The following is a 20,910-nucleotide window of genomic DNA, read 5'->3' on the forward strand; positions in this document are numbered from 1 at the left end:
TTGAATTTTATAAAACAAGTTAAAGCAATCGCGATCGCATTGCCAGATTATGTGAATTTTCTGTGAATTGCAGTCATTTTCTCTGGATATAATGTGATGATTAATGACAGTTTGAATTCAGCTAAATAGCGGATATAGTCCTCAATATAACTATGTTAGATTGACCAAAGTTGATGAATGATCAGCACTTGCAATCAGACCCACAATTTAAGACGTAACGTGTCCGATCCGTGGATGGATGATGGGTGCATCCCACGTTTGTAGCTCTCACCCTAAAGTCCTCTCCCAAGTCGGGCAAGGGACGTTGAATCCGGCTTTCCTTCTCTTGGTTGGGGAGAAGGGGTTGGGGGATGAGGGTCAACTTGCGAAACTGAGATGCTCCCTGGATGATTCTTGAGTTGAGAGTTGAGCATTGTCGAATGGTGGCAGTTCATCATCTGTGTCTGTTGTTGTTCCCCTCACCCAAACGCTATGAAGACTGGTTCCCTACGGCAACAAACCGAAACCTCTGAAGTCGGTGTGTATGATTGCGAGATTCACCTCAAATTTCGGTTGGTTGAAGATAAAGAGGTGATGGCTGTTGATTCAGAGCAACTCCTAGAACTGCTGCTTGAAGCATTGTCTTGCGGCGCAGATGATTGTCTAGAAACGCTGGATGCTGTGGTTGATGTGCAAGAGACCTCTGAGGTCAATGCATCCCCTCGAATGCGCCGTCAGCTCATGCGTTTGCGCAATTCTCTTGCCTAGGTGCAAGGAAACTAAATGAAAGGAGCCTAGATAGGGGCTTGCGGGAGGTGGTTATGCCCCTCCAGTGCCGGGAGAGCGATCGCCTCTGTCCGTGACTATTGTGGTTCTAGGCAGGCTTGTACTGGCAACCCAGAACCACCGCTCTAGAAACCTGTGCTTCGCAATAGGAGCATCATCTAGATTGATATCGGCAGCATTGCTCCTAGGATCGCAGGGTGGTTTCTGCCTAGATTTGCCCACAAAGATACGTCATGGGCTACCGCTTCAGTAGCAAGGTCTACGGAGGTTGGAAAAAGATCTGCGCAAAAGTATTGACACGGTTTCCTAGATTCGCTACTTTAATAAAGGAGATTTTAACGCGCCCCCATCGTCTAGAGGCCTAGGACACCTCCCTTTCACGGAGGCGACGGGGATTCGAATTCCCCTGGGGGTATCAAATCTTCGCTGAGTGGCTCGGAAATCGCAAGGTTTTCGAGCCATTTCACTTGGGTAGACAACAAGACATGGCGATAAGCATGATGCTGACATCACGACGATTAGAGCACGGCCCTCACTAGCCGAACCTAGACCGCATCAGGCATAGAGTAATAGGGTGCCCTGATGCATCGGGTGGGTCGGCCGTAAGGATGTCTAAGGCTCGTTAGACGGCTTGGGGAGAGTCTTCTGATTCAGTCTGCTCAACTCTGGGAAGCTCCAAGCAGTAGCCTGCCCCATAGACCGTTTTAATATATTTGGGATGACGGGGATCTGGCTCTAGCTTGGTGCGTAGATGGCGAACGTGAACCCGGATGGTTTCAATATCGTCATCTGGATCATAGCCCCACACCTCTTTCAAGATTTCACTCGGGGAAACGGTTTGCCCATGGCGCTGCAAGAGGCAATGGAGCAACTCAAATTCTAGGTGGGTGAGCTTAACCGTTCGGTCAAACCAAATGGCTTCTAGCCGCTCTGGAACTAGGGTCAGCGGCCCGTAGTTGAGGATTTCGGTATGCTTTGCCGCCTGGGGAATGCGATCGGTGCGGCGCAACAGGGCTCGAACCCGTGCCAGCATTTCCTCAACTTCAAACGGCTTCGTTAAGTAATCATCAGCTCCCGCATTGAAGCCTTCCACTTTGTTTTGGGTTTGTCCAAGGGCCGTGAGCATCAGCACGGGGATATCTGCTGTGCGCTCATCTCGCCGCAGCCGTTGGCACACCGTAAAGCCATCCACCTTGGGCAGCATTAAGTCCAACATGATCAGGTCAGGTATCAGTTGCAGAGCCATGGCCTGACCTTTAATACCATCCGCTGCCTGACTCACATCATAGCCGGCCATTTCTAGGTTGACAGCAACCAGTTCTGAAATTGCAGAATCGTCGTCAATGACAAGTATCCGAGGCATCACTAATGGGTATTTAACTACAGGTTATTCTAGCGACTTGGCAAAGGTTTGTATAAGAAAAATAAGATTCTTGTACAGATTATAAGCATGATTGCTCAGCTTTTTTGATGCCCTAGGATACGAAGTCGCTTTTGTTTCTAAGCAGGTAGGCGATCGCTAGGGTAAGTTCAGCCCCCAGAACATGATGGTCTTTGTTGCGAATTGTCACGATCCGTTACACATGGGGGATGTTTGGAAGCTGGGCGCACATGCTTGGGGATCGCTCGTGAACAGATGACTCAAGGCGATCGCCGCCTAGCTCAGCAGATCGGGCGGCGGTTTTTGGATGAGCAGTACACCAATCAAGCAGTCGGTTCCATGCCCACCACGGATCGCGATCGCCCCAAAAAGACTGACAGGCCTGGCTGCTGAGGTAGCCAATATGGCCACCGTAGCGGGTGAGCCAGAGAGTGATGGCAGGATTGTCACGGCAGGCCTGCTGAAGATCGGCAATGATGCTGGGGGCAAAGAGAGGATCGTCGGCAGCGTAGAGAATCAAGGTGGGATGGGATAGGTGGGGCAGTAACGGCAGAGGGTTGCTGGCTTCGTAGTAGTCTTCTACGGTAGCGAAGCCTAGGGCAGGAATCACCAGCTCTTGGTCGAAGCCACGAATGCTGCGAGCTCGCCGAATCGCTTCTGGGTCAATGGCTTGGGGGTGGAAATGATGGAGCTTCCAGGCCAGGCGAGTGAGCTCCTGGGTAATAGCTCGCTCCACATATCGACCCAGCGGGGCCTGCATTAGGTAGGTGAGGGAGCGGTTGGAGTCGAGATTGGGGCAAATGACCGCAACGCCACCCATATCCTCGGGCTGCAGGTGAGCATAGGCGCTGAGATCTTGGGCGGCATGACCACCCCACAGGGCCAACTGTCCGCCCAGGGAAAAGCCGGTAAACCAAAAGGGACTGGGAAAGCCCATGGCTTTGGCCTGGTCGGCAATGTGGACAAAGTCTTGCCCCTCATAGAGACCATCGGAGGTGAGGGTGGGTGATAGTTCACCGCTTTTGCCATGGGCTCGCCAGTCAAACAAAATCACGGCAAAACCTCGGGCGATCGCTTTCCGTCCTAGAATTTGCAGCAGCCATTGATTGTCTAAGCAGCCCGTGATGCCGTAGGTGCCAATCATGGTGGCGATCGCTCCGGGGGGCTGAGCAATCCAGGCGTGCAGCGGCACCCCATTCGCGCCGTAAAAGATATGACTGCGGTAGATCGGCTGTGGTTCGAGGGTGAGTTGCTGCCAATGTCGCTTGACCCAGCGGGCCGTATGCAGGGTCATGGCTAGGCCATTTTTCAGCAGCCAGGGGGGAGTATAAGCCGGGGAATGGGTCATTAAAACCTATGAACGGTGGGCAAGGGCATAGTTACGGAAGCGTTCGAGATCGGCCTGAATGGTCGATTCGACCACACGACCCAGGAAGAGGTTGTCCATCAACTGCCCCAAAATACCGGGAATAGCATAGGCAACGGTGAGCTTTACAATGCTGCGATCGCCTCGGTCGTAGAACCGAATTGCACCGCGATTGGGCAGCCCGTCTACCGACTCCCATTGAATAATTTGATTGGGCGTGACCTTCAAAATGCGGGAGAGCCAGCGAAATTCTAGACCTCCGGAGGCCAAGGTCCAGCGAGAGAGTTCGGGATCGTCCTCCAAAATCTGTACCGAGTCGATCCATTTCATCCAGCGCGGCATCTGTTCTAGGTCAGACCATAGACTCCAGACGTGCTCGACGGGGGTTTCGACTTCAACTTGAACGCTATGTTCGAGCCAATCAGACATAGATAGGTGCCGTGATGAACAACCAGGGAAGGGTGTGGGAAGACGAGTGTAGGAGGAATCGCGGGGGAGATCAAGACGGTCTAGGCAACCAGGGTCAGCTCTTGAATATCGGTGCGATCGCCGAAGGATTCTAGGATGACCTTGGCCGCCCGTTTGCCAGAAATGGTCGCCCCTTCCATGCTGTCAATGTAATCTTGCTGGGTGTAGCTACCGGCCAGGAAGAAGTTGGCGATCGGCGTCTTTTGATCGGGGCGATATCGATCCATACCCGGCGCTTCCCGGTACAGCGACTGGGCTAGCTTTACCACACTAGACCAGGTCATGGTCAGCGATCGCGATGAGGGAAACAGGTTGTGAACTTGGTCGAGCACATGCTGGGCGATCGCGTCGTTGGGTTGCTTAATGAAGGGATCGCCGGGGGTGAGCACGGCTTGGATCAGAGAACCTTGACCCTCGCGGTAATAGTTGCTGGGACTGGTCAGCGCTAGGTCGGCAAAGCAGGAGAAATCAGCATCGGCCGTATAGAGCAGGTTATCCAGCCCCGCCGCATGGTCAACCTGGGTGCGCTCGGCGGCATTGGTCAACTCGGTGACCCAGCCGTCGAAACGCAGTTGCACGGTGGCGACGGGAACGGTTTCTAGCTTATACACATTCTCGAACTGATCCCATTTCCGCCAAGTCTCGGGCAGCAGCCGTTGGACACCAGGCACATCGCAGGCGCAGACGTAGGCGTCGGCGGTAATGGTTTCCACGGTGTCACCGTTGGCGATCGCCAGGCCAGTGATCTGAGTGCGATCGCCCTCTTCACTGAACAAAATCTCGCGCACGCCGCGTCGGGTATGCACCTGACAGCCGCGCGCTCCCAGGTAATCCAAAATGGGTTTGTGCAGGTAGTCGTAGGGCGAACCTTCCAGCATCCGCAGCACCGATGCCTCGGTGCGGGCAGCAAAAAATTGGAAGATGGTCAGCATACAGCGGGCAGAAATCTGCTCGGTGTCAATAAAGCCCAAGGCATAGGCAATGGGATTCCACATACGCTTCAGGCTACCGTTGGAGCCGCCATGCTGACGAAACCAATCGGCAAAGCTGATGCCATCGAGGTCACGGATGGAGCGCATGGCTCCTTCAAAATCGACCAAGCCCCGCACAATTGGACTGGTGCCGAGGGCGATCGCATTTTGTAGCTTGTCTTGCACCGACAGTTGAGAGGTGGTGAAAAAGGCTTTCAGACCGTTAAACGGTGCGCCGGTGATGAAGCGGAAGTCGAGCGCGCCTAGGGTGCCGCCGGAGTTCACGAAGGTATGGACATGCTCCTTGAGCAGCAGGTGATCAATCGCGCCCACTTTTCCCATCAGGGCAAAGAGGTTGTAATAGCAGCCGAAGAAAACATGCAGCCCCATTTCTAGGTGATTGCCCTCAGCATCCACCCAGCTACCCACCTTACCGCCCACAAAAGGACGCGATTCAAAGATTTCTACCTCATGCCCGGCATCCGCCAGTTCCACGGCGGTCGAAAGTCCGGCTAGCCCTGCCCCAATAATTGCAACTCGCATCCTTAACCTGTTCCAACCCAGTGACTGTAGTGAACCTAGCCAAACCTGTTGCCCGTGAAGCTGAACGCAGTCCAAAGGACTGGATTAACTCCTGCTGAGATTCTTTTTAGATTCTTTACATAGTGTAATAGACCCTGTCCGCTTCGGGAATCACCCAACCGGATCCGGGGCTACCGCAAGCTGGCGCGCTTGGGGTTGGACGATCGCCGGGGAGGACGGGAGGGAGCGATCGCCGGGGGTGGAGCCGAGCGGGCCGTATCCGCGGTGGGAATGGTGAAGTGGAACTGGGTGCCCTGGTCACGACCAGCAGACTCCGCCCAGATTTTGCCCCCCAACCCCACAACAATCTGGCGGCAAATGGCCAAGCCCAGCCCCGTCCCGCCGGCCGTGCGCCGAAGGGCTCCTTCTTCTTGGTAAAACCGTTCAAAAACCGCCTCTAGGCGGTTGGGTTCAATGCCGCGCCCGGTGTCACGAATGGTCACCTCCAGCATGGCTTTGGCATCGCTCGCGGGCCGGGCCTCAATCACCACCTGCCCTTCCGGCTCGGTAAATTTACAGGCATTGTCCAACAGCTTGGAGAGCAATTCCACCAGCCATTCTCCATCAGCCCGCACCAGCGGCAGTTCCGGCAAGGACACATTGGCCGTAATCGTCGGCATCTTGCCCTCCGACTGCCGGGTACGGATGCCGCTCAGGGCCAAGTCCACACATTCCTCTAAATCCAGCGGCTCCAGATGCCACTTCACTCGACCGCTTTCCAGTTGCGAGAGGGTGAGAAAATCCTGCACCAGGGTGCGCATGCGTTCGGCATCGGAGAGGGCAGAACTGAGCATCACCTGCCGCAGTTCTAGAGGCATATCAGGTTCGCTGGATAGACTCTCTAGGCAGATTTGAATAGTAGACAACGGGGTGCGCAGCTCGTGGCCGGTGATGGCAATCAGGTTACTGCGGGTGCGTTCTAGGGCTTCAAGCTGCTCATTGAGATCTTCAAGATGGGCGTAGGACTCGGCTTGAATCAGCGTTGTGCCCAATTGGGTGGCAATCGCCTCTACCAGACTCATTTCATCCGCCGACCAATCATGGGGGTCAGCGATACAAGACTGTAGCTCAATCACCCCCAGCAGGCGACCTTGGTAGACAATCGGCACCATCAACCACGACCGGATCTGCCAACGATCAATCAGCGATCGCACCGCTTCTAGGTCAAAGGCTTGGGTCTGCTCTGTATCTACAATGGCAACCGGCTCTAGGCTTTCGGTCAACACTTGAAAGAGAGGATTGTCAGCCAAGGGCCAAGATTCTCCGTGGAGCGAGGCCAGACCTTCCTCAAACCGATACTCGTGGTGAATCTGGGCCGCTTGATCCCGAGCCTTGCAGCGATAGATCAAGCAGCGACATACCTCCATGGCCTGCCCCAGTTCTTTGACCGCCACGGCGAAAATTTCTTGAGGATTGAGCGATCGCCGAATAGCGGTGGTAATCAGGTTAGCCAATCGTTCTCGGCGCTCCTGAGCCGCGATGGAGCGGTAGGCTTTCAAAAGCTTGTATTGCCCAGCTTGCAGATAGGTAACCAGGCGCTGAGCAAAGGGATCGGGGTCAATATCTCGGGGCGGCAGGGGGCCATCCGTGAGGAAGTCAGCACGGGCCTGCTCCACCTTCTTGATAATCTCGGGGCGATAGTAGGCGACACGGTTTAATAAAAGCTTGGCGGCTTCACAGCTCACGTGGCGATCAAAGGTCCAAACTCCTTCAAACCGCCGGGTTTGATCCACCGTCATCCCTTCAGCGCCCTCGAAGTCAGAAACGCCCTGGCGCTCACGGCAGATTAAACAGGCAGAATACCGCGCCCCGATCACCACCAGATGCCATTCATGCCGCAGCTCATCATTGGCATCAAAGGCCACCATTTCATAATGGTCGCTGCGGTTAGAAAATTCTGTTTCGGCGGCGGCTAAGACATAGACCTGAGGGGTTAATGCTGCAATGCGTAGGTAGCGGTTGACCTCTTGGCGGTAAAATCGTTCTCGTTGAAAATTGGCAATGACAAGAGGCTGCCCTGTATCTGCCAGCACCTGGTCTTCCATGGCATGGGAAAGAGCTGTCAAGGATGCTTTAAAGTACATCTGTGACCGCAGGTGGGGCATGGATTGCAATAACTCTTCCAAGACGGAAGTCGTCATGGTCATCGATCGTCCGCGTGTGTGATTTGAGGGCGGGAGTAGGGAGGTTTGGCCAACCTCTGGGCATCGATCTCCGTAGAATCTAGCGATCGCCCTGGCAACGTTCCGCTACGTTGAACTGGGAATCACGGCTAGTTTCTGGTTGAGATTCCCAAAGAGGCGGTGACACCGGTTCATGGGTAAGCTAGCCAGAACACCTCAAAATGAGTATTCCACCATTGTGCCACTACTAGTGTCTCAGAAGGACACCCGTCTCGCCAACCATAAAGAGGATATCGGTAGCTTAGGCGAGGATGAGCATTCCATAAACTATCCAGCGGTAGAGGCTAGGGCTAGGGGCGATCGCCCCCATGGGGCTAGGAGATTTTTCCTGTCGAGACCCATTACGCAGGGCACGGTTTGCTGTAGAGTGACAATATGTATGATGACGATGCTAGCGTGTTAGACCCTGCCATTGCCGCCGATAGCCCACTGGATCATCTCGAGGCGATCGACGTATCTGAGGATGACAAGCCAGATCCGGACGTAATGCTGCCTTTGCTAGACGCGTCCGACAATCAGCAGCGCATGTTGGCCACCCGAGCATTTTGTGAACTAGAGGAACCGCGTGCCGTTCCTCAATTAATTAACCTTCTGTCCGATACCTGTCCGCTCATCCGGGTGAGTGCCGCCTATGCCCTCGGACGCAACCCCAGTCCCCTAGCCGTTGATGCTCTCATTATGCAGTTAGAGCAGGATCTGAACGGCTATGTGCGCAAAGGACTTGTCTGGGCCTTGGGCAACTGCCGCGATCGCCGCTCCCTAACGCCGCTCACCCATGCCCTACGCACTGATATTTCCGCCGTGCGTCTATGGGCCGCCAGTGCCCTAGCCCAGATGGCAAATCTAGACTACGAATCGGTGATTGCCGCTATTCCTCCCCTCATTGAAGCTCTGCGGCGTGATCCTGTAGCAGCAGTGCGCAGCAACTGTGCCTGGGCGATTGGCCTGCTGTGTCGAGAGCTGCCGTCTAACGTGATTTATGCCACGGCTATAGACGCCATTATTGAAGCCTTTGCCGAAGATGAAGACATGGGCGTCCGCGACGATGCCCGTCTTGCTGTGCTCAAAGTGGGCGATCCTCGTGGACTCCAAGTGATTGAAGAAATTGAGCAGGATGGGCTAGTTTAGAACCTATTGCTCGTAGGTGGGCAATCCCAACCTAAATTGCCCACCCAATGAGCCTGGATAGGCTACTAATAGCTATCTTCTCCAGGGATCACATCGTATTGCGAGTCAGGGCTGCGCTGTTGGAGTGCAGCCGCACGAATAGCCTGCCACTGGGTATAGAGATCCTTGCTGTTGGGGCTCGTGCGGCGATAGCGCTGCACAGCACGATCTTGCTCCTGAGCAGTTTTAGAGGTAGGAATACGGGAATTAGACTGGGTCATAGGTCTCACAGATAGACAACAGAGTGACGACAGGGGTCTCCAACCATTTCTTAGTTTAATCCAGAGCCAAAGATATAGTCTAAATTCTGTAGCAAAAACTACAAAGCTTTAATTTTGTTCTTTAAATCGTGAGGGTGCTAGAGACTCAATCAGGAGGTCAGGGTTGCCTACCTGGCTTTTAGCAAAGCGTTGGGCGATGGGTGGCACGAAAGCAAAAGGATTGCTGAAGCCGGAGAATAGATGTAGACCTGCGTAGTCCGGGAGAGCGCCCACGAGGGGCATGCGATCGCCACTGAAGGCAACTAAGCAGCGGTGCCATTGGCCAGGAACATCAGCTAGGGCCGGAATCAGGTGAGCGATCGCTTCTCGAATCTGGCGTTCACTCGCAGCAGCATCCACAGGTGCCTGGGGATCGGTGAGGAGACGGCTAATTTGGCCAAGCCGCAGATGTCCGTCAGCAAACTGAAAGATGCCCGCATCTAAGATGGGAGGAGCGATTTCGTGGCCAGCTTCATCCCAAAGATCTTCATGCTGGCGTTGCTCCATGGTGGCTTCTAGGGCAAAGCGGCGGGTGTTGGCGGGCATGATCACTGTGCGCAGGTTGAGGTCAACGGGCGGCGTTTCGATGAGTTCGGCATGGGAAAAGTAGCAGGGCACGGAAATCTGCATCTGCTGCAGCAAAGACCGGCTCATGCTCCCGGCACAGACCGCGACTTGATGTCCAGCATAGGTCTCGGTAGGGGTAAGCACACCCGTGACCTTACCCTGATGGGTTTGCATCTGCTGCACAGGAGCGATCGCCACCTGCCCACCCAAGCGCTGGAAGGCGTGATTATAGGCCCGAACCGCTTTTTCAGGATGGACATGGCCATGCTTAACGACAAAGGCAGCAGCGATCGCCTCTGGATTGAGCAAGGGTTCAAGCTCACAAGCGGTTTGCCGATCAACCAAGGTGGGCTGGGGCTGGAAGCGCTGGTAGAGGTGCGTGAGGGCAGGCAGATCATCGTCGGGGAAAACAGGCATCAACAGATCTCGTTCATGAAACTCGGTTGAGGCCCCCAGTTCGTCGCTGAGGTGTCGATGGCGATCGATGCCTTCTTGACACAATTGCTGGGTCATATCCGTCGTGCCAGCCCAAAAAGCAACCCCGCCATAGCTAAAACGGGTAGCGCTGTGAGGGCGATCGCTTGGGTCAAGCAGCAGAACAGAAAAGCCCACGTGAGCTAGTTCATAGCTGAGCGCAGCACCGGTAATGCCGTTGCCGATGACGATCCAGTCGTAGGTAGTCATGAAGAGGGTACGTCTAACAGAACCGAGAAGGGCGATTAGAGGGATGCATCGGGGATCACCGCATCGACCTCAATTTCAACTTGCATATCTGGTGTTGCCAGCCGACTCACTTCAACAAGCGTATTGGCTGGGCGAATATCAGCAAACACCTCACCATGGGCCCGAGCCACGGACTGCCAGTCGTCCATATTGGTGATATACACACGGGTACGTACTACGTGGCTGAGGGAAGCTCCGACAGCTTCAAGGGCGCTAGCAACCCGCTGCAAGATATGGCAGGTTTGCTCATAGGGATCCGTACTAGAAATTTCACCCTTTTCGTTGGTGGCCGTTGTGCCGGCCACATAGACAAACGGACCAACGCGCACTGCTCGGGAATAGCCTGCCAGGGCTTCCCAAGGAGTGCCGGTTGAAACATGCTGACGTTCCATAGCCAAGACGGTACAAGACGGTAAAGAACAGGGCAAAGAACCATGAATCCCCGACCCCTGCAGAAGGAGGGATCGGGGATCAGATTAGCCTATAACTGAGTTAACGAGGTCAACTCTTAGAAGCTGAAGGTGGTACGGATAGCACCAATCAAGGAAGAATCCAAGCCACCGTTGTTATCTGGATCATCAATGTAGATAACAGATGGGGTAACCGAGATGCGGTCGTTCACTTGCAGGCGGTAGAACACTTCAGCCAAGAAGGAGGTGTTGATGCTCCGATCAGGTGCACCAATAACTCCAGTGAAGTTGTCGCGGCTGTAAGGAACAACACCAGCTAGAACACCCAGCATGTTGCCGCTACCACCGAGGTCGTTGAAGGCCAAGGTTCCTTGGTAGCTCCAAACTTCAGCATCACCATCAACACCGATAGAATCTACATCGGAGTAGGCGACGCCACCACCGATTTCAATGGTGTCGTTCAGGCGGAAGTTGCCTTGGAAACCGAAGTTGTTAGCGTTGTAAGCAGGCACGCCAAAACCAAGGGTGTTGTAGGTGCGGATGTAGGTCAGAGCTGCGTCAAAGGAGCCGCTCAGGAAGGTCAACTGACCGATGGCGCTGTAAGGACCATTGAACAGACCAGAACCTTCTTCAGGGCTAGCAGCATCATCTGCTGTGTAGCCTAGATCGAGGCTGATGTTGTCGGTGAGCTGAACGATGAGACCAGCACCAGCGTTACCCACGGTTGCGATGCTGTACTGAGAAGGGAAGCCAAAGTTAGACAGCGAACCGCTGGTGGAGCTATCCAAGGGGCTGATGGTGCTGGCTACGAAGTCATCCACACCCAGGCTATTGGCACCGATGCGAACATCAATGCTGCTGGTGAGAGGGAAGTCGTAGAACAGGTCGTCTAGGAAGACGTCACCATCGCTGCTGCCGCCATAGGAGAAACCGACGGGGTCAGCATCAAAGTCTTGGACGTCACGAGCGCGCAGACGAACACGCAGACGGTCATCACCGGTGAAGCTAGAGTCGAAGTTCATCTCCGTCCGGTAGCCGAAGGTGACTTGGTCATCAAAGACTTCGTCACTATCGAAAACAGCGGCGGTGCTGAAGATAGCGTTGCCGTTCAGTTTGGTGGTGGTGGAGAACTGGTTGGCTTCTAGTTGAGCGGTGCGAGCTTCTAGAGCATCAACACGGCCACGTAGAGTAGCTAGTTCAGCTTCAAACTGTTGCAAGAGTTGCTCAAGGGTGGTTAGGTCGCCACCGGTAACGGTGCGAGCAAATCCTTCCAAACAAGCGTTCAAACCAGCCGCGAACTCATAACGAGTCATGGCTTGGTTGCCGCGGAAGGTACCGTCGGGATAACCGGCGATACAACCGTAGCGGTCGATCAAGGAGCTGAGTGCTTGGTATGCCCAGTCGGTGGGTTGCACATCAGAGAGCTGAGTAATCGAGGTCACCTGACCCATGCTGTCAACGCTACCTTCGTTGGCGTAGTCAGCAATTTGCTCAAGGCTAGAAACGCTGGTGACGTCGGTATTGATTTCTTCTGATGCGATCGCAGAAGACGATGCAAAGATAGCTGTGCCCAAGATAGCTGGAGTTACCAGCAGGGACTTCCAAAGAATTTTCGGAGACATATGTTTTTCCTCACACCTGCAAGTAGATTTCGAACCTACACAAGTAGTTATAGCACTAGTGGCTCAAAAATGTTGAGAGTTGACGAAAAAAAATGGTAGTTCTGCCTAGGGAAGGCAGGAGTGGCGTCAACGCCCGGAATGGGACTCCCCTGAGATTTGAAACTAGGATGCTGCTTACAAGATGTAAGACTGGTGGGAGATGGGGCAAGTTCCCCAGGATGAAAGGATGTAACCCCAGGATCGGGCTGGCCTCTAGTTCAAGGTTAGCGACTTGGTCTTCGCGGCTGGGGGAGACGGTGGGCTGCGTTAATCCTGGAATCCTCTGGTTAGAGAATGAAGTGTTACAGCAGGTGATCAACTCTACCGAATCCGAGAAATTGGGTGGAGAATCATTTCATGATCATGTCTACAGGTGACGTCACCTTAGCGTTGTTGCATGACGCTTCATGACGTCCTGGTTATGCTACGAATCTGAATGCTAACGAGCAGCTAATCACTTCTTGGGAATCTAGACTGGAAACGCTATGAAACCTTTTTACAGCCATGGGTTGAGTTTGAGTGTGACGGCAGCGATCGCTACTGTGTTGGGGTTAGGTTTAGGACAAGTGGGGCAGGCTGCTACTCCTGCTGAGTCTGCCTTACCAGCGACGGAAGAGGCTGGGACAAGTGGGCCCATGCCTCAATCGTTGCTAGAGTCCGAGCAGGTGGCTCAGTTGCTTTATCCGCCTGTTAGCAACTCTCAAGGCTTGATGGTCGTGGGACAGGGTGTGGTTCGACAACCAGCGGACTCGGTCAAAATTAACATGAGCTTTTACCGCACCGATCCTTACTATGACTACTATGGCTGGGAAGAAGACGGTTCTGAACCTGCTTCCCCTCCCACTGCCGAACCCTTAACAGAAGCAGCCTTACGTCCTATCACGAATGCGATCATTGCTACAGGGGTACCAGCAACAGCCATTGAGGTTGACCTATCCGGAGGAACCGGCTCCTACGGCACAACTAATACGGCTTCTGTGACCATCAGCCTGCGTAATCCAAGCCAAGCCCAAGTCCGAGACCTAGTTGCAGCGGTTAATGAGGCAACTGCAGGTACAGACATCTACAACCAAGGTGTGTTTGTTAACTACAGTGTTGATAACTGTGCCTCATTATTAGAGGACGTTTATATCTCCGCCATCCAAGATGCCCGATCCCGCGCTGCGACGATGGCAGATGCCTTGGATGTCGAGATTGAAGCGGTTCCCTCGGTAGCTGAATCCCCGTTCAACTTGTTCTATCCACCCTGCGATCCTGAGCAGCAAGGGCAAAGTTCATCCCTCTGGGGTGGCTATGGCTATGGGGCAGGAACCTACTACGACCCCAGTATGCCGGCAGAGGTGCAGGTGCAGCGCGACATTTTCGTGACCTTCCCAATTCGGGATTAGGTCAGAGTCTGCGCTGGCTTCAGTACTATAGGCTGCTGTTCATCCTCCGGTTTTCGATACAGTTTTCGATACATCGGAGGATGATTTATGGTGCGGAGAGCTAGGGCGACAACCGAGCTTTCTTCAGGCGATTGGCTTCATACCAGGCGGCGATCGCAGGCACCCAGGCTTGAAAATGGGGCCAGATTTGTTCACAGAGCTTCTGGGCTTCGAGCTGAGCATCGGCTTTCCAGCGCAGATCCAGCAAGTGCATGAGCGATCGCACATTAGCCGACATCACCCAATGTTGGCGAATATCAAAGGGAATGAGTCCACGGGCATGTTCTTCCGCAAAGCCTTGATGGATGCGTTCGGCATAGCGATGGCAGGCTTGGAGACACCAATCTAGATCCTCCTGCCGCAGGTCTTCGGTGTAGTCGTACTTTTTGCCTTGGCGATCGCTATAGCTGCCCAAGGGACGCAGGTAGAACACATCTTCTAGCTCCCGCTTCCCCTCTATCACATCGAGGATGCGCTGTCCAGTATATCGGAAGGACTGAACATCAAATGAGACGCCCACGCGATGTGTCCTAACTTGCTGCATGGTGCTGTGGGGAAACCAGCCGCAGTTTAGGACAATTTGGGGGTGTTCCAGGGGGCCATAATGGCCGCGATTGCCTTGGAGCAGTTGTTTGACAATCACGTCGCCACATTTTTCTTCGCCGGGCCAGCGATCGCGTTCATCCCACACGAAGCCTTCTGCATAATCTTGGTGCATTGCCCCGTAGATCACCTGTTGGGGGTTGGGGGTTTGGGAAATTAGGGCAACGGTAAACCGATCCATAGTCAATCCACAGTCAAATTTGGCTGAACAAAGTAACCATTATCCAAGATTTTGTCGAGATTTCGGGCATCCTAAACAATATATGTAGGTCTTTAACAGCGCTTCCCTGACTTGAGCATCCGGATTGGGGAAGCTTGTTATCGTCTTATTAGATTGACACCGCTTGGATGGGCTATGAATCACTACGATTTTCTAAAACTGGCAATGTTTAGCGGCAAGGGCGGGGTTGGTAAGACCACCCTCTCCTGCGGCTTTGCCCGACAGTGGGCCCAGCGGTTCCCCCAGGAATCGATCCTGCTGATCTCCACCGATCCAGCCCATTCCTTGGGTGATGTATTGCAAATCCCCGTGGATGATACACCGCGTCCCATGGCGGATCTGCCCAATCTGCAGGTGCGGGCCCTGGATGCCGACCAACTGCTGCAGGCGTTCAAGGCGGACTATGGCACGGTGCTGGAGCTATTGGTGGAACGGGGTAGCTTTGTGGAGGGCACCGATCTACAGCCGGTGTGGGATCTAAGCTGGCCAGGCTTGGATGAGCTGATGGGGATTTTGGAAATTCAGCGATTGCTGCAGTCGGACGGCTTCGATCGCATTGTGGTGGACATGGCTCCCAGCGGTCATGCGTTGAATTTGCTGGAACTCATGGACTTTTTGGATAGCTTCCTAGGTGCGCTGGAGCTATTCCAGGAAAAGCATCAGGTGGTCACCCAAACCCTTACCGGCCGCTACACCGAGGATGACGCAGATACGTTTATTCAAGACATGAAGCGGGATTTGGCAGATGGGCGATCGCTCCTCCAAGATCCAGGGCAGACGGCTTGTCTAGTGGTGGCCATTCCAGAACCCATGAGCTGGCTAGAGAGCGATCGCCTCATCCAGTCTCTCGGCCGGCTCCAGATTCCCGTGGGCGGCATTTTTGTGAACCATCTCCAGCGCAGTGCTGCTGAGCCAGCCTCAGGAACCGACTGGCAACCCTGCTACTCCGAACAGCAGGAGATGCTAGACAAGTTTTTGGCACTCCTCGAACCAGGGCAGGTGTTTGCAGTACCGGAGCAAGACAAGGAACCCGTGGGCGGTGCAGCGCTGGATCGGGTGATGGCGCAGGTGGTATCGGCGGAAACGGTGGCGATCGCTCCCAGGGGAACCTCGCCGGTGGTGCAGTGGCCCGAGTCAGTGCCCCCCAGTTTTCCAGATTTCATCGGTGAACAGCGCAAGCTGATTTTGCTCGGCGGGAAGGGCGGTGTGGGTAAAACCACCGTGGCAGCAGCGATCGCTTGGGGGATGGCCAACCAATATCCCGATCGCAATGTGCGGGTGATTTCCATTGACCCGGCCCATTCCCTCGGCGATGCCTTTGGGCAGCAGTTGTCCCACACACCGGCAGATGTGGCGGCTAACCTCAGCGCCCAGGAAGTCGATGCCAGCCAGATTTTGGATGAATTCCGGGATGACTACCTCTGGGAACTGGCGGAGATGATGAGCGGCGATACAGGCGAGGATGAAAGCCTGCAAATTGCCTATGGGCCCCAAGCTTGGCGGCAAATTGTAGCCCAGGCCCTGCCAGGAATTGATGAAATGCTGTCCTTGATGACGGTAATGGAGCTGCTGGAGCAGGGCAAGCAGGATTTGATTGTGTTGGATACGGCGCCCACCGGTCACCTGCTGCGATTTTTGGAAATGCCAACGGCCCTAGGCGACTGGCTCTCCTGGATTTTCAAACTGTGGATTAAATATCAAAACGTGGTGGGACGGACGGAATTTATGGGCCGCCTGCGGACGCTGCGCAAACGGGTGATGACGGCGCAGAAAAAGCTCACGGATCCAGCCCATACGGAATTTATCAGCGTAGTGCAGGCTCAGTCGGCCATTGTGGCGGAAACCCAGCGGCTGACGACGTCGATGGAATCTCTAGAGCTCTACCATCGCTTTATCGTGCATAATCGCTATCGTCCCGAACAGCCCCTTGTGGCAGATACCTTCCCCAATCAAACCGTGGTTCGCCTACCGATGCTGCCGAGGGCGATCGCCCCTCTTGAGCAAATTCAAGGGGCCGCTAGGCTATTATTCTGAAGCAAGGCTCCATTCTCCCGAAATCCTCCCGATTTAAGTTGGGTCTTGGATAAGGAGGCGATCGCTAGCGATCAGGGATGATGGCACCGATAGACCGTGGGCTAGCCTCAACGGTCTTTGTTTTGCCAGCGTGGTTGGGCGATCGCGTCGCCAAGGCCTCCACCTGGTTGCACAACCAAAGGAACCTGGAATGTCAGTCAAAACGATTATCTTGATTGGGCTATTGGTGTTTGTGCCGATTTCTGTGGCTGCCCATCTGATGCATATGGGAGCACTGGTGGTATTTGCCACGGCTGCGCTAGCTATTTTGCCCTTAGCCGCTTGGATGGGCACAGCAACCGAGGAAATTGCGGTGGTATCGGGGCCAACCTTAGGTGGGCTGCTCAATGCCACTTTTGGCAATGCAACGGAGCTGATTATTGCCCTGATTGCTCTGAATGCTGGTCTGATTGAAGTGGTCAAAGCCAGTATTACCGGGTCGATTCTCGGCAACCTGCTGCTGGTCATGGGGCTATCGATGTTTCTGGGAGGCTTGCGCTACAAGGAGCAGGAATTTCAGCCGGTCTTAGCACGGCTGAATGCCTCATCGATGAACTTAGCGGTGATTGCCATTTTATTGCCCACCGCCGTCAACTTCACCTCCACGGGCATTGAAGAATCTCAAATGCAGCGCCTATCCGCCGCTGTGGCCGTGGTTTTGATTGGGGTATACCTGCTCACCCTGCTGTTCTCCATGAAAACCCACAGCTATCTTTGTGAAGCCGGAGAAGTGGATCTGGATCTGAATGAAGAGGGCGAAGACGCCGCCGGGCATCGTCCCAATCTCTGGCTATGGACGGGGGTGTTGCTGGGAGCCACGCTGCTGGTGGCGCTCGAATCGGAACTGCTGGTGGGTGCTTTAGAGGAAGCGACCGAGCAACTGGGGTTGACTCAGCTCTTTACCGGCGTCATTTTGCTGCCGATTATTGGCAACGCGGCGGAACATGCCACAGCAGTCACCGTGGCAATGAAAAACAAAATGGACTTATCGGTCTCGGTGGCGGTGGGATCGAGTTTGCAAATTGCCCTATTTGTTGCGCCGGTGCTGGTGTTGGCGGGTTGGGTGATGGGACAGCCCATGGATCTCAACTTCAACCCCTTTGAACTGGTTGCCGTGGCCGTCGCCGTGCTGATCGCCAATTCCATTAGCTCCGATGGGCGATCCAACTGGTTGGAAGGTAGCTTACTGCTGGCCACCTACGCAGTGCTGAGTCTAGCCTTTTTCTTCCACCCGATCGTTGAAGGGATTGGCTAATTCAACAAAGATGAACGCAGGCGGTTGATTGGATTCAACGGTGGGTTCAAACATACGTACCATCCAACCACCTGCTTGACGACGTTGGCCATCAACGGCTAAACGACCCGGTTTTGGCTAATGCAGTCGGCATACCAGTAATAGCTAGCCTTGGGAATGCGGGTTTGGCTGGCATAGTCTACATAAATGATGCCAAAGCGGCGATCGTAGCCCCAGGCCCATTCAAAATTATCCAGCAAACTCCAAACAAAATAGCCGGTGAGGGGATAGCCCTCCTGCACAGCGCGATGGGCGGCTCGTAGATGTTCTCGCAGGTAGAGAATGCGATCGCTGTCGATGACCTCGCCTTGATCAGTCACCTGATCCTGAGCCGCACAGCCGTTTTCGCTGATGAAAAGCTGGAGATCGGGGCGATCGAGGGTGTCGCTAATGTGGCGAATACTCCAGTACAGCGCATCGGGGATCACCTGCAGCCAAGGCATGTGCATGCGGGGATAGCCAGAGGGAAAGTCCAGCACGTCATACCCTTGATCCGTATCCGCTGCTCGCACATACATCCCGGAGTAGATATTGATCCCCAGGGCATCAATGGGTTGATGAATGATCGCTAAATCGCCAGCTTGGATATCGGGAGCCTGATCCCCAAGCTGCTCCAGCAGAGCCGGGCTATACTGACCGGTCAGGGCTGGCTGGATAATGCCGCCGTTGCTATGGAGTCGGGAAAACGCTTTTTGACAGGCAGCGATATGCTCCGGGGTTTCGCTGATCGGGACGGGCACGAAGAAGTTATCGACCAAGGCGATGGAACAGGGTTGGGGAGAAGCGGCACGGATGGCCTGGCAGCCGAGACCGTGGGCCAGCAGCGCATGATGGGAGGTTTGCCAAACGTCCTTGGGCTGGGACACCACGGTGCCTGGGGCGTGGGGCGGCACTTGGTTGACGCCATAGCCCAGATGGGTAAAGCAGGCAATTTCATTCAGGGTCATCCAGTGGGTGATGCGATCGCCCAACCGTTGCACCACGGCCGTCACATAGTCGGCAAAATCGTAGGCCATTTGGCGATCGCGCCAAGAACCATAGGCATCCTCTAACGCTTGAGGGCTATCCCAGTGAAACAGGGTGGCATGGGGGGTGATCCCATGATCCCGCAGACAGTCTACAAGGCGGCGATAGAAATCGATCCCGGCTTCATTCACCGCTCCTCGTCCTTCCGGAATAATCCGCGGCCAGGCAATGCTAAAGCGATAGTGGCGGATGCCTAGATCCACCATGCGTTTTACATCATCGTCATAGCAGTGGTAGTGATCACAGGCGATCGCTCCGGTATCGCCATTTAGCACCCGTCCCGGCGTTTCGCTGAACGTATCCCACACGCTGGGTCGCCGTCCATCGGCAGCGATCGCCCCTTCAATTTGGTAGGCCGCCGTGGCTGCCCCCCACTGAAACCCAGATGGAAATTGATAGCTGACCATAGGACTGCTCCCGACTACTGCTGCCTGCGATCGCCCTTGGGGATCGACATGCATCCCCGGTGGCGTTATCGATCAAACCGTCGCATTAAATAGGCCACGCCAAAATCCCCGTTGGGATGATTTTCCAGCAGTCCGGCCAATTCAAAAATTTTCTCCGCCAGCTCAGAGCCCAGCTTATCCCGCGTAGCCTGGCGCTCCCGTTCGGCATAATTCTGTTCTTTCACCCGCGCCTGCCACTCACTAGAAAAGAGCCGTTCAATTGACGTGTGCAATCCCAACTCTTGCAGCACCTCCCATTCGCCGTGGTCGCACCAGATGCCGCCACAGTTGGGACAGCGCTCCACGTAAAAAGGCTGCTTTAAGTTCACCTTGGCCCGGGCCAGGTAATGACGACAGTCAGGACAGAGGGCGGCCCGAGCATCCAAGGGCGACGTGGCATAATCTACATCCAGCGTGGGCTTGGGTAACGTAGACTCCACGGCGGGCTGCTGCTGTTTCCACTCAATATATTGCTCTGGAGGAATCCAGGTGCCTTTGCAATCTGGGCAGCACTGCACCTGCATGGCGTCCGCCAGTAGACTGCTGGTGAGTTCAACGTTCTTATCTTTTGGACACTGCACAACCTTTCTCCTTCCTGGTCTAGCCCGCAGGCGATCCTTGCCGATCCCCTTTCCGATTAAAGCACCAAGCTTCGCCTCATGACTATGCGTCGGGGCCATCTGCGGCGGCGGGATCAGATCCTAGGGACAGGACGCGATCGCAATAGGTTTGTAGCAACTGCAGGCGATCGCGCATCTGGGCCTGGCGCTGCATACGGGTTTGGGCTTGGCGCGAGGATTGCAAAAACATCACATCGATACCCAGCAACCGTATCTGCTTATTCAGCTCCACCCCATAGGCCTGCACCTCCCCCGCGATCGCCTCGGGGATCGCAGCCTCTGTATCATCCAAAATCGCCTGCTGAAACCACTGCTGCGCCTGCAGGAAGGCGGCCTGTATCTGAGCAACTTCGGGTTGGGGCGCGATCGCCAAACGCTCCACAACCTGCAACTGCTCTTTGAGGGTTTGATAGCGAGACGGATAGGGGAGAGAGACCATCGGGATCATCGACCTCACGTTCTGATCAAAACATAAAGAAATCTGTATGGTTTATTTTGAGTGTGTCAGAATGTGATAAAGGCTAAGGCTCACCATCTGGGTGTGGAATCAAGGACTCGTCATCTACATCCTGCGTACCCTTGAAGCGCTAACCAGCGTGGAGCGATCGCTCATCCTCTTGCATCTTTGGCGCGTCAATCTGACAATACAAGGATATGTAACAATCATTGGCAAGCTTGGCGAATGATTCGGGTTGGG

Annotated in this window: 18 protein-coding genes and 1 tRNA gene; 6 read left to right on the top strand and 13 right to left on the bottom strand. The window is 54.5% G+C overall.

Annotated features, from left to right (window positions below; translation table 11 throughout):
* Positions 1-471: 471 nt before the first annotated feature.
* Entirely contained in the window at positions 472-747 is a 276-nt protein-coding gene (locus JUJ53_RS22720) for an Npun_R1517 family heterocyst differentiation transcriptional regulator (protein ID WP_204154332.1), read from the top strand.
* A gap of 360 nt (positions 748-1,107) precedes the next feature.
* Positions 1,108-1,180: transfer RNA gene (locus JUJ53_RS22725), tRNA-Glu, on the top strand.
* Positions 1,181-1,387: 207 nt separating this feature from the next.
* Here the strand turns inward: JUJ53_RS22725 and JUJ53_RS22730 are convergent.
* The 5 genes from JUJ53_RS22730 to JUJ53_RS22750 form a co-directional block, all read right to left on the bottom strand.
* Positions 1,388-2,128: a response regulator transcription factor gene (locus tag JUJ53_RS22730; protein WP_204154333.1), complete on the bottom strand. Its 741-nt coding sequence runs from the start codon at positions 2,126-2,128 to the stop codon at positions 1,388-1,390.
* 214 nt (positions 2,129-2,342) lie between these two features.
* Positions 2,343-3,494 (bottom strand): alpha/beta fold hydrolase, encoded by a 1,152-nt coding sequence (locus JUJ53_RS22735; protein WP_204154334.1) that lies wholly within the window; start codon positions 3,492-3,494, stop codon positions 2,343-2,345.
* A 6-nt stretch (positions 3,495-3,500) separates the two neighbouring features.
* Positions 3,501-3,941 carry an SRPBCC family protein gene (locus tag JUJ53_RS22740; protein ID WP_204154335.1) on the bottom strand — a complete coding sequence of 147 codons (441 nt, stop codon included), beginning with the start codon at positions 3,939-3,941 and terminating at the stop codon, positions 3,501-3,503.
* Positions 3,942-4,021: 80 nt separating this feature from the next.
* The gene (zds, locus tag JUJ53_RS22745) at positions 4,022-5,494 is read right to left on the bottom strand and encodes a 9,9'-di-cis-zeta-carotene desaturase (RefSeq protein WP_204154336.1); all 1,473 of its coding nucleotides are present in this window, start codon (positions 5,492-5,494) and stop codon (positions 4,022-4,024) included.
* A gap of 170 nt (positions 5,495-5,664) precedes the next feature.
* The gene (locus tag JUJ53_RS22750; protein WP_204154337.1) at positions 5,665-7,680 is read right to left on the bottom strand and encodes a DICT sensory domain-containing protein; all 2,016 of its coding nucleotides are present in this window, start codon (positions 7,678-7,680) and stop codon (positions 5,665-5,667) included.
* A 411-nt stretch (positions 7,681-8,091) separates the two neighbouring features.
* Between JUJ53_RS22750 and JUJ53_RS22755 the strand changes: the two genes are divergently transcribed.
* Positions 8,092-8,844: a HEAT repeat domain-containing protein gene (locus JUJ53_RS22755; RefSeq protein ID WP_204154338.1), complete on the top strand. Its 753-nt coding sequence runs from the start codon at positions 8,092-8,094 to the stop codon at positions 8,842-8,844.
* 65 nt (positions 8,845-8,909) lie between these two features.
* On the opposite strand, the gene JUJ53_RS22760 is transcribed toward JUJ53_RS22755, so the two are convergent.
* From JUJ53_RS22760 to JUJ53_RS22775, 4 genes are all read right to left on the bottom strand, one after another.
* On the bottom strand, positions 8,910-9,104 hold the full coding sequence (locus JUJ53_RS22760; RefSeq protein ID WP_204154339.1) for a hypothetical protein: 195 nt from the start codon (positions 9,102-9,104) through the stop codon (positions 8,910-8,912).
* Positions 9,105-9,212: 108 nt separating this feature from the next.
* Positions 9,213-10,394: an FAD-dependent oxidoreductase gene (locus JUJ53_RS22765; protein ID WP_204154340.1), complete on the bottom strand. Its 1,182-nt coding sequence runs from the start codon at positions 10,392-10,394 to the stop codon at positions 9,213-9,215.
* 35 nt (positions 10,395-10,429) lie between these two features.
* Entirely contained in the window at positions 10,430-10,825 is a 396-nt protein-coding gene (locus JUJ53_RS22770) for a RidA family protein (RefSeq protein ID WP_204154341.1), read from the bottom strand.
* Positions 10,826-10,941: 116 nt separating this feature from the next.
* Positions 10,942-12,465 carry an iron uptake porin gene (locus JUJ53_RS22775; RefSeq protein WP_204154342.1) on the bottom strand — a complete coding sequence of 508 codons (1,524 nt, stop codon included), beginning with the start codon at positions 12,463-12,465 and terminating at the stop codon, positions 10,942-10,944.
* A gap of 524 nt (positions 12,466-12,989) precedes the next feature.
* Here JUJ53_RS22775 and JUJ53_RS22780 point away from each other — a divergent pair.
* A complete protein-coding gene (locus tag JUJ53_RS22780) occupies positions 12,990-13,892 on the top strand; it encodes an SIMPL domain-containing protein (RefSeq protein WP_204154343.1) in 903 nt (300 codons plus the stop codon).
* A 100-nt stretch (positions 13,893-13,992) separates the two neighbouring features.
* On the opposite strand, the gene thyX is transcribed toward JUJ53_RS22780, so the two are convergent.
* The gene (thyX, locus tag JUJ53_RS22785) at positions 13,993-14,715 is read right to left on the bottom strand and encodes an FAD-dependent thymidylate synthase (RefSeq protein ID WP_204154344.1); all 723 of its coding nucleotides are present in this window, start codon (positions 14,713-14,715) and stop codon (positions 13,993-13,995) included.
* Positions 14,716-14,889: 174 nt separating this feature from the next.
* Here thyX and JUJ53_RS22790 point away from each other — a divergent pair, with 174 nt between their 5' ends.
* Entirely contained in the window at positions 14,890-16,788 is a 1,899-nt protein-coding gene (locus JUJ53_RS22790) for an ArsA family ATPase (protein WP_204154345.1), read from the top strand.
* A gap of 190 nt (positions 16,789-16,978) precedes the next feature.
* Positions 16,979-18,082 (top strand): calcium/proton exchanger, encoded by a 1,104-nt coding sequence (gene cax / locus JUJ53_RS22795; RefSeq protein ID WP_204154346.1) that lies wholly within the window; start codon positions 16,979-16,981, stop codon positions 18,080-18,082.
* A 98-nt stretch (positions 18,083-18,180) separates the two neighbouring features.
* Here cax and JUJ53_RS22800 read toward each other — a convergent pair whose 3' ends face one another.
* From JUJ53_RS22800 to patD, 3 genes are all read right to left on the bottom strand, one after another.
* On the bottom strand, positions 18,181-19,554 hold the full coding sequence (locus JUJ53_RS22800) for a GH1 family beta-glucosidase (protein WP_204154389.1): 1,374 nt from the start codon (positions 19,552-19,554) through the stop codon (positions 18,181-18,183).
* A gap of 65 nt (positions 19,555-19,619) precedes the next feature.
* On the bottom strand, positions 19,620-20,174 hold the full coding sequence (locus JUJ53_RS22805) for a zf-TFIIB domain-containing protein (protein WP_204154347.1): 555 nt from the start codon (positions 20,172-20,174) through the stop codon (positions 19,620-19,622).
* A gap of 82 nt (positions 20,175-20,256) precedes the next feature.
* Entirely contained in the window at positions 20,257-20,652 is a 396-nt protein-coding gene (gene patD, locus JUJ53_RS22810) for a heterocyst frequency control protein PatD (protein WP_204154348.1), read from the bottom strand.
* Between the last annotated feature and the right edge of the window lie 258 nt (positions 20,653-20,910).

Source organism: Leptolyngbya sp. CCY15150, assembly GCF_016888135.1.
Classification (GTDB): domain Bacteria; phylum Cyanobacteriota; class Cyanobacteriia; order RECH01; family RECH01; genus RECH01.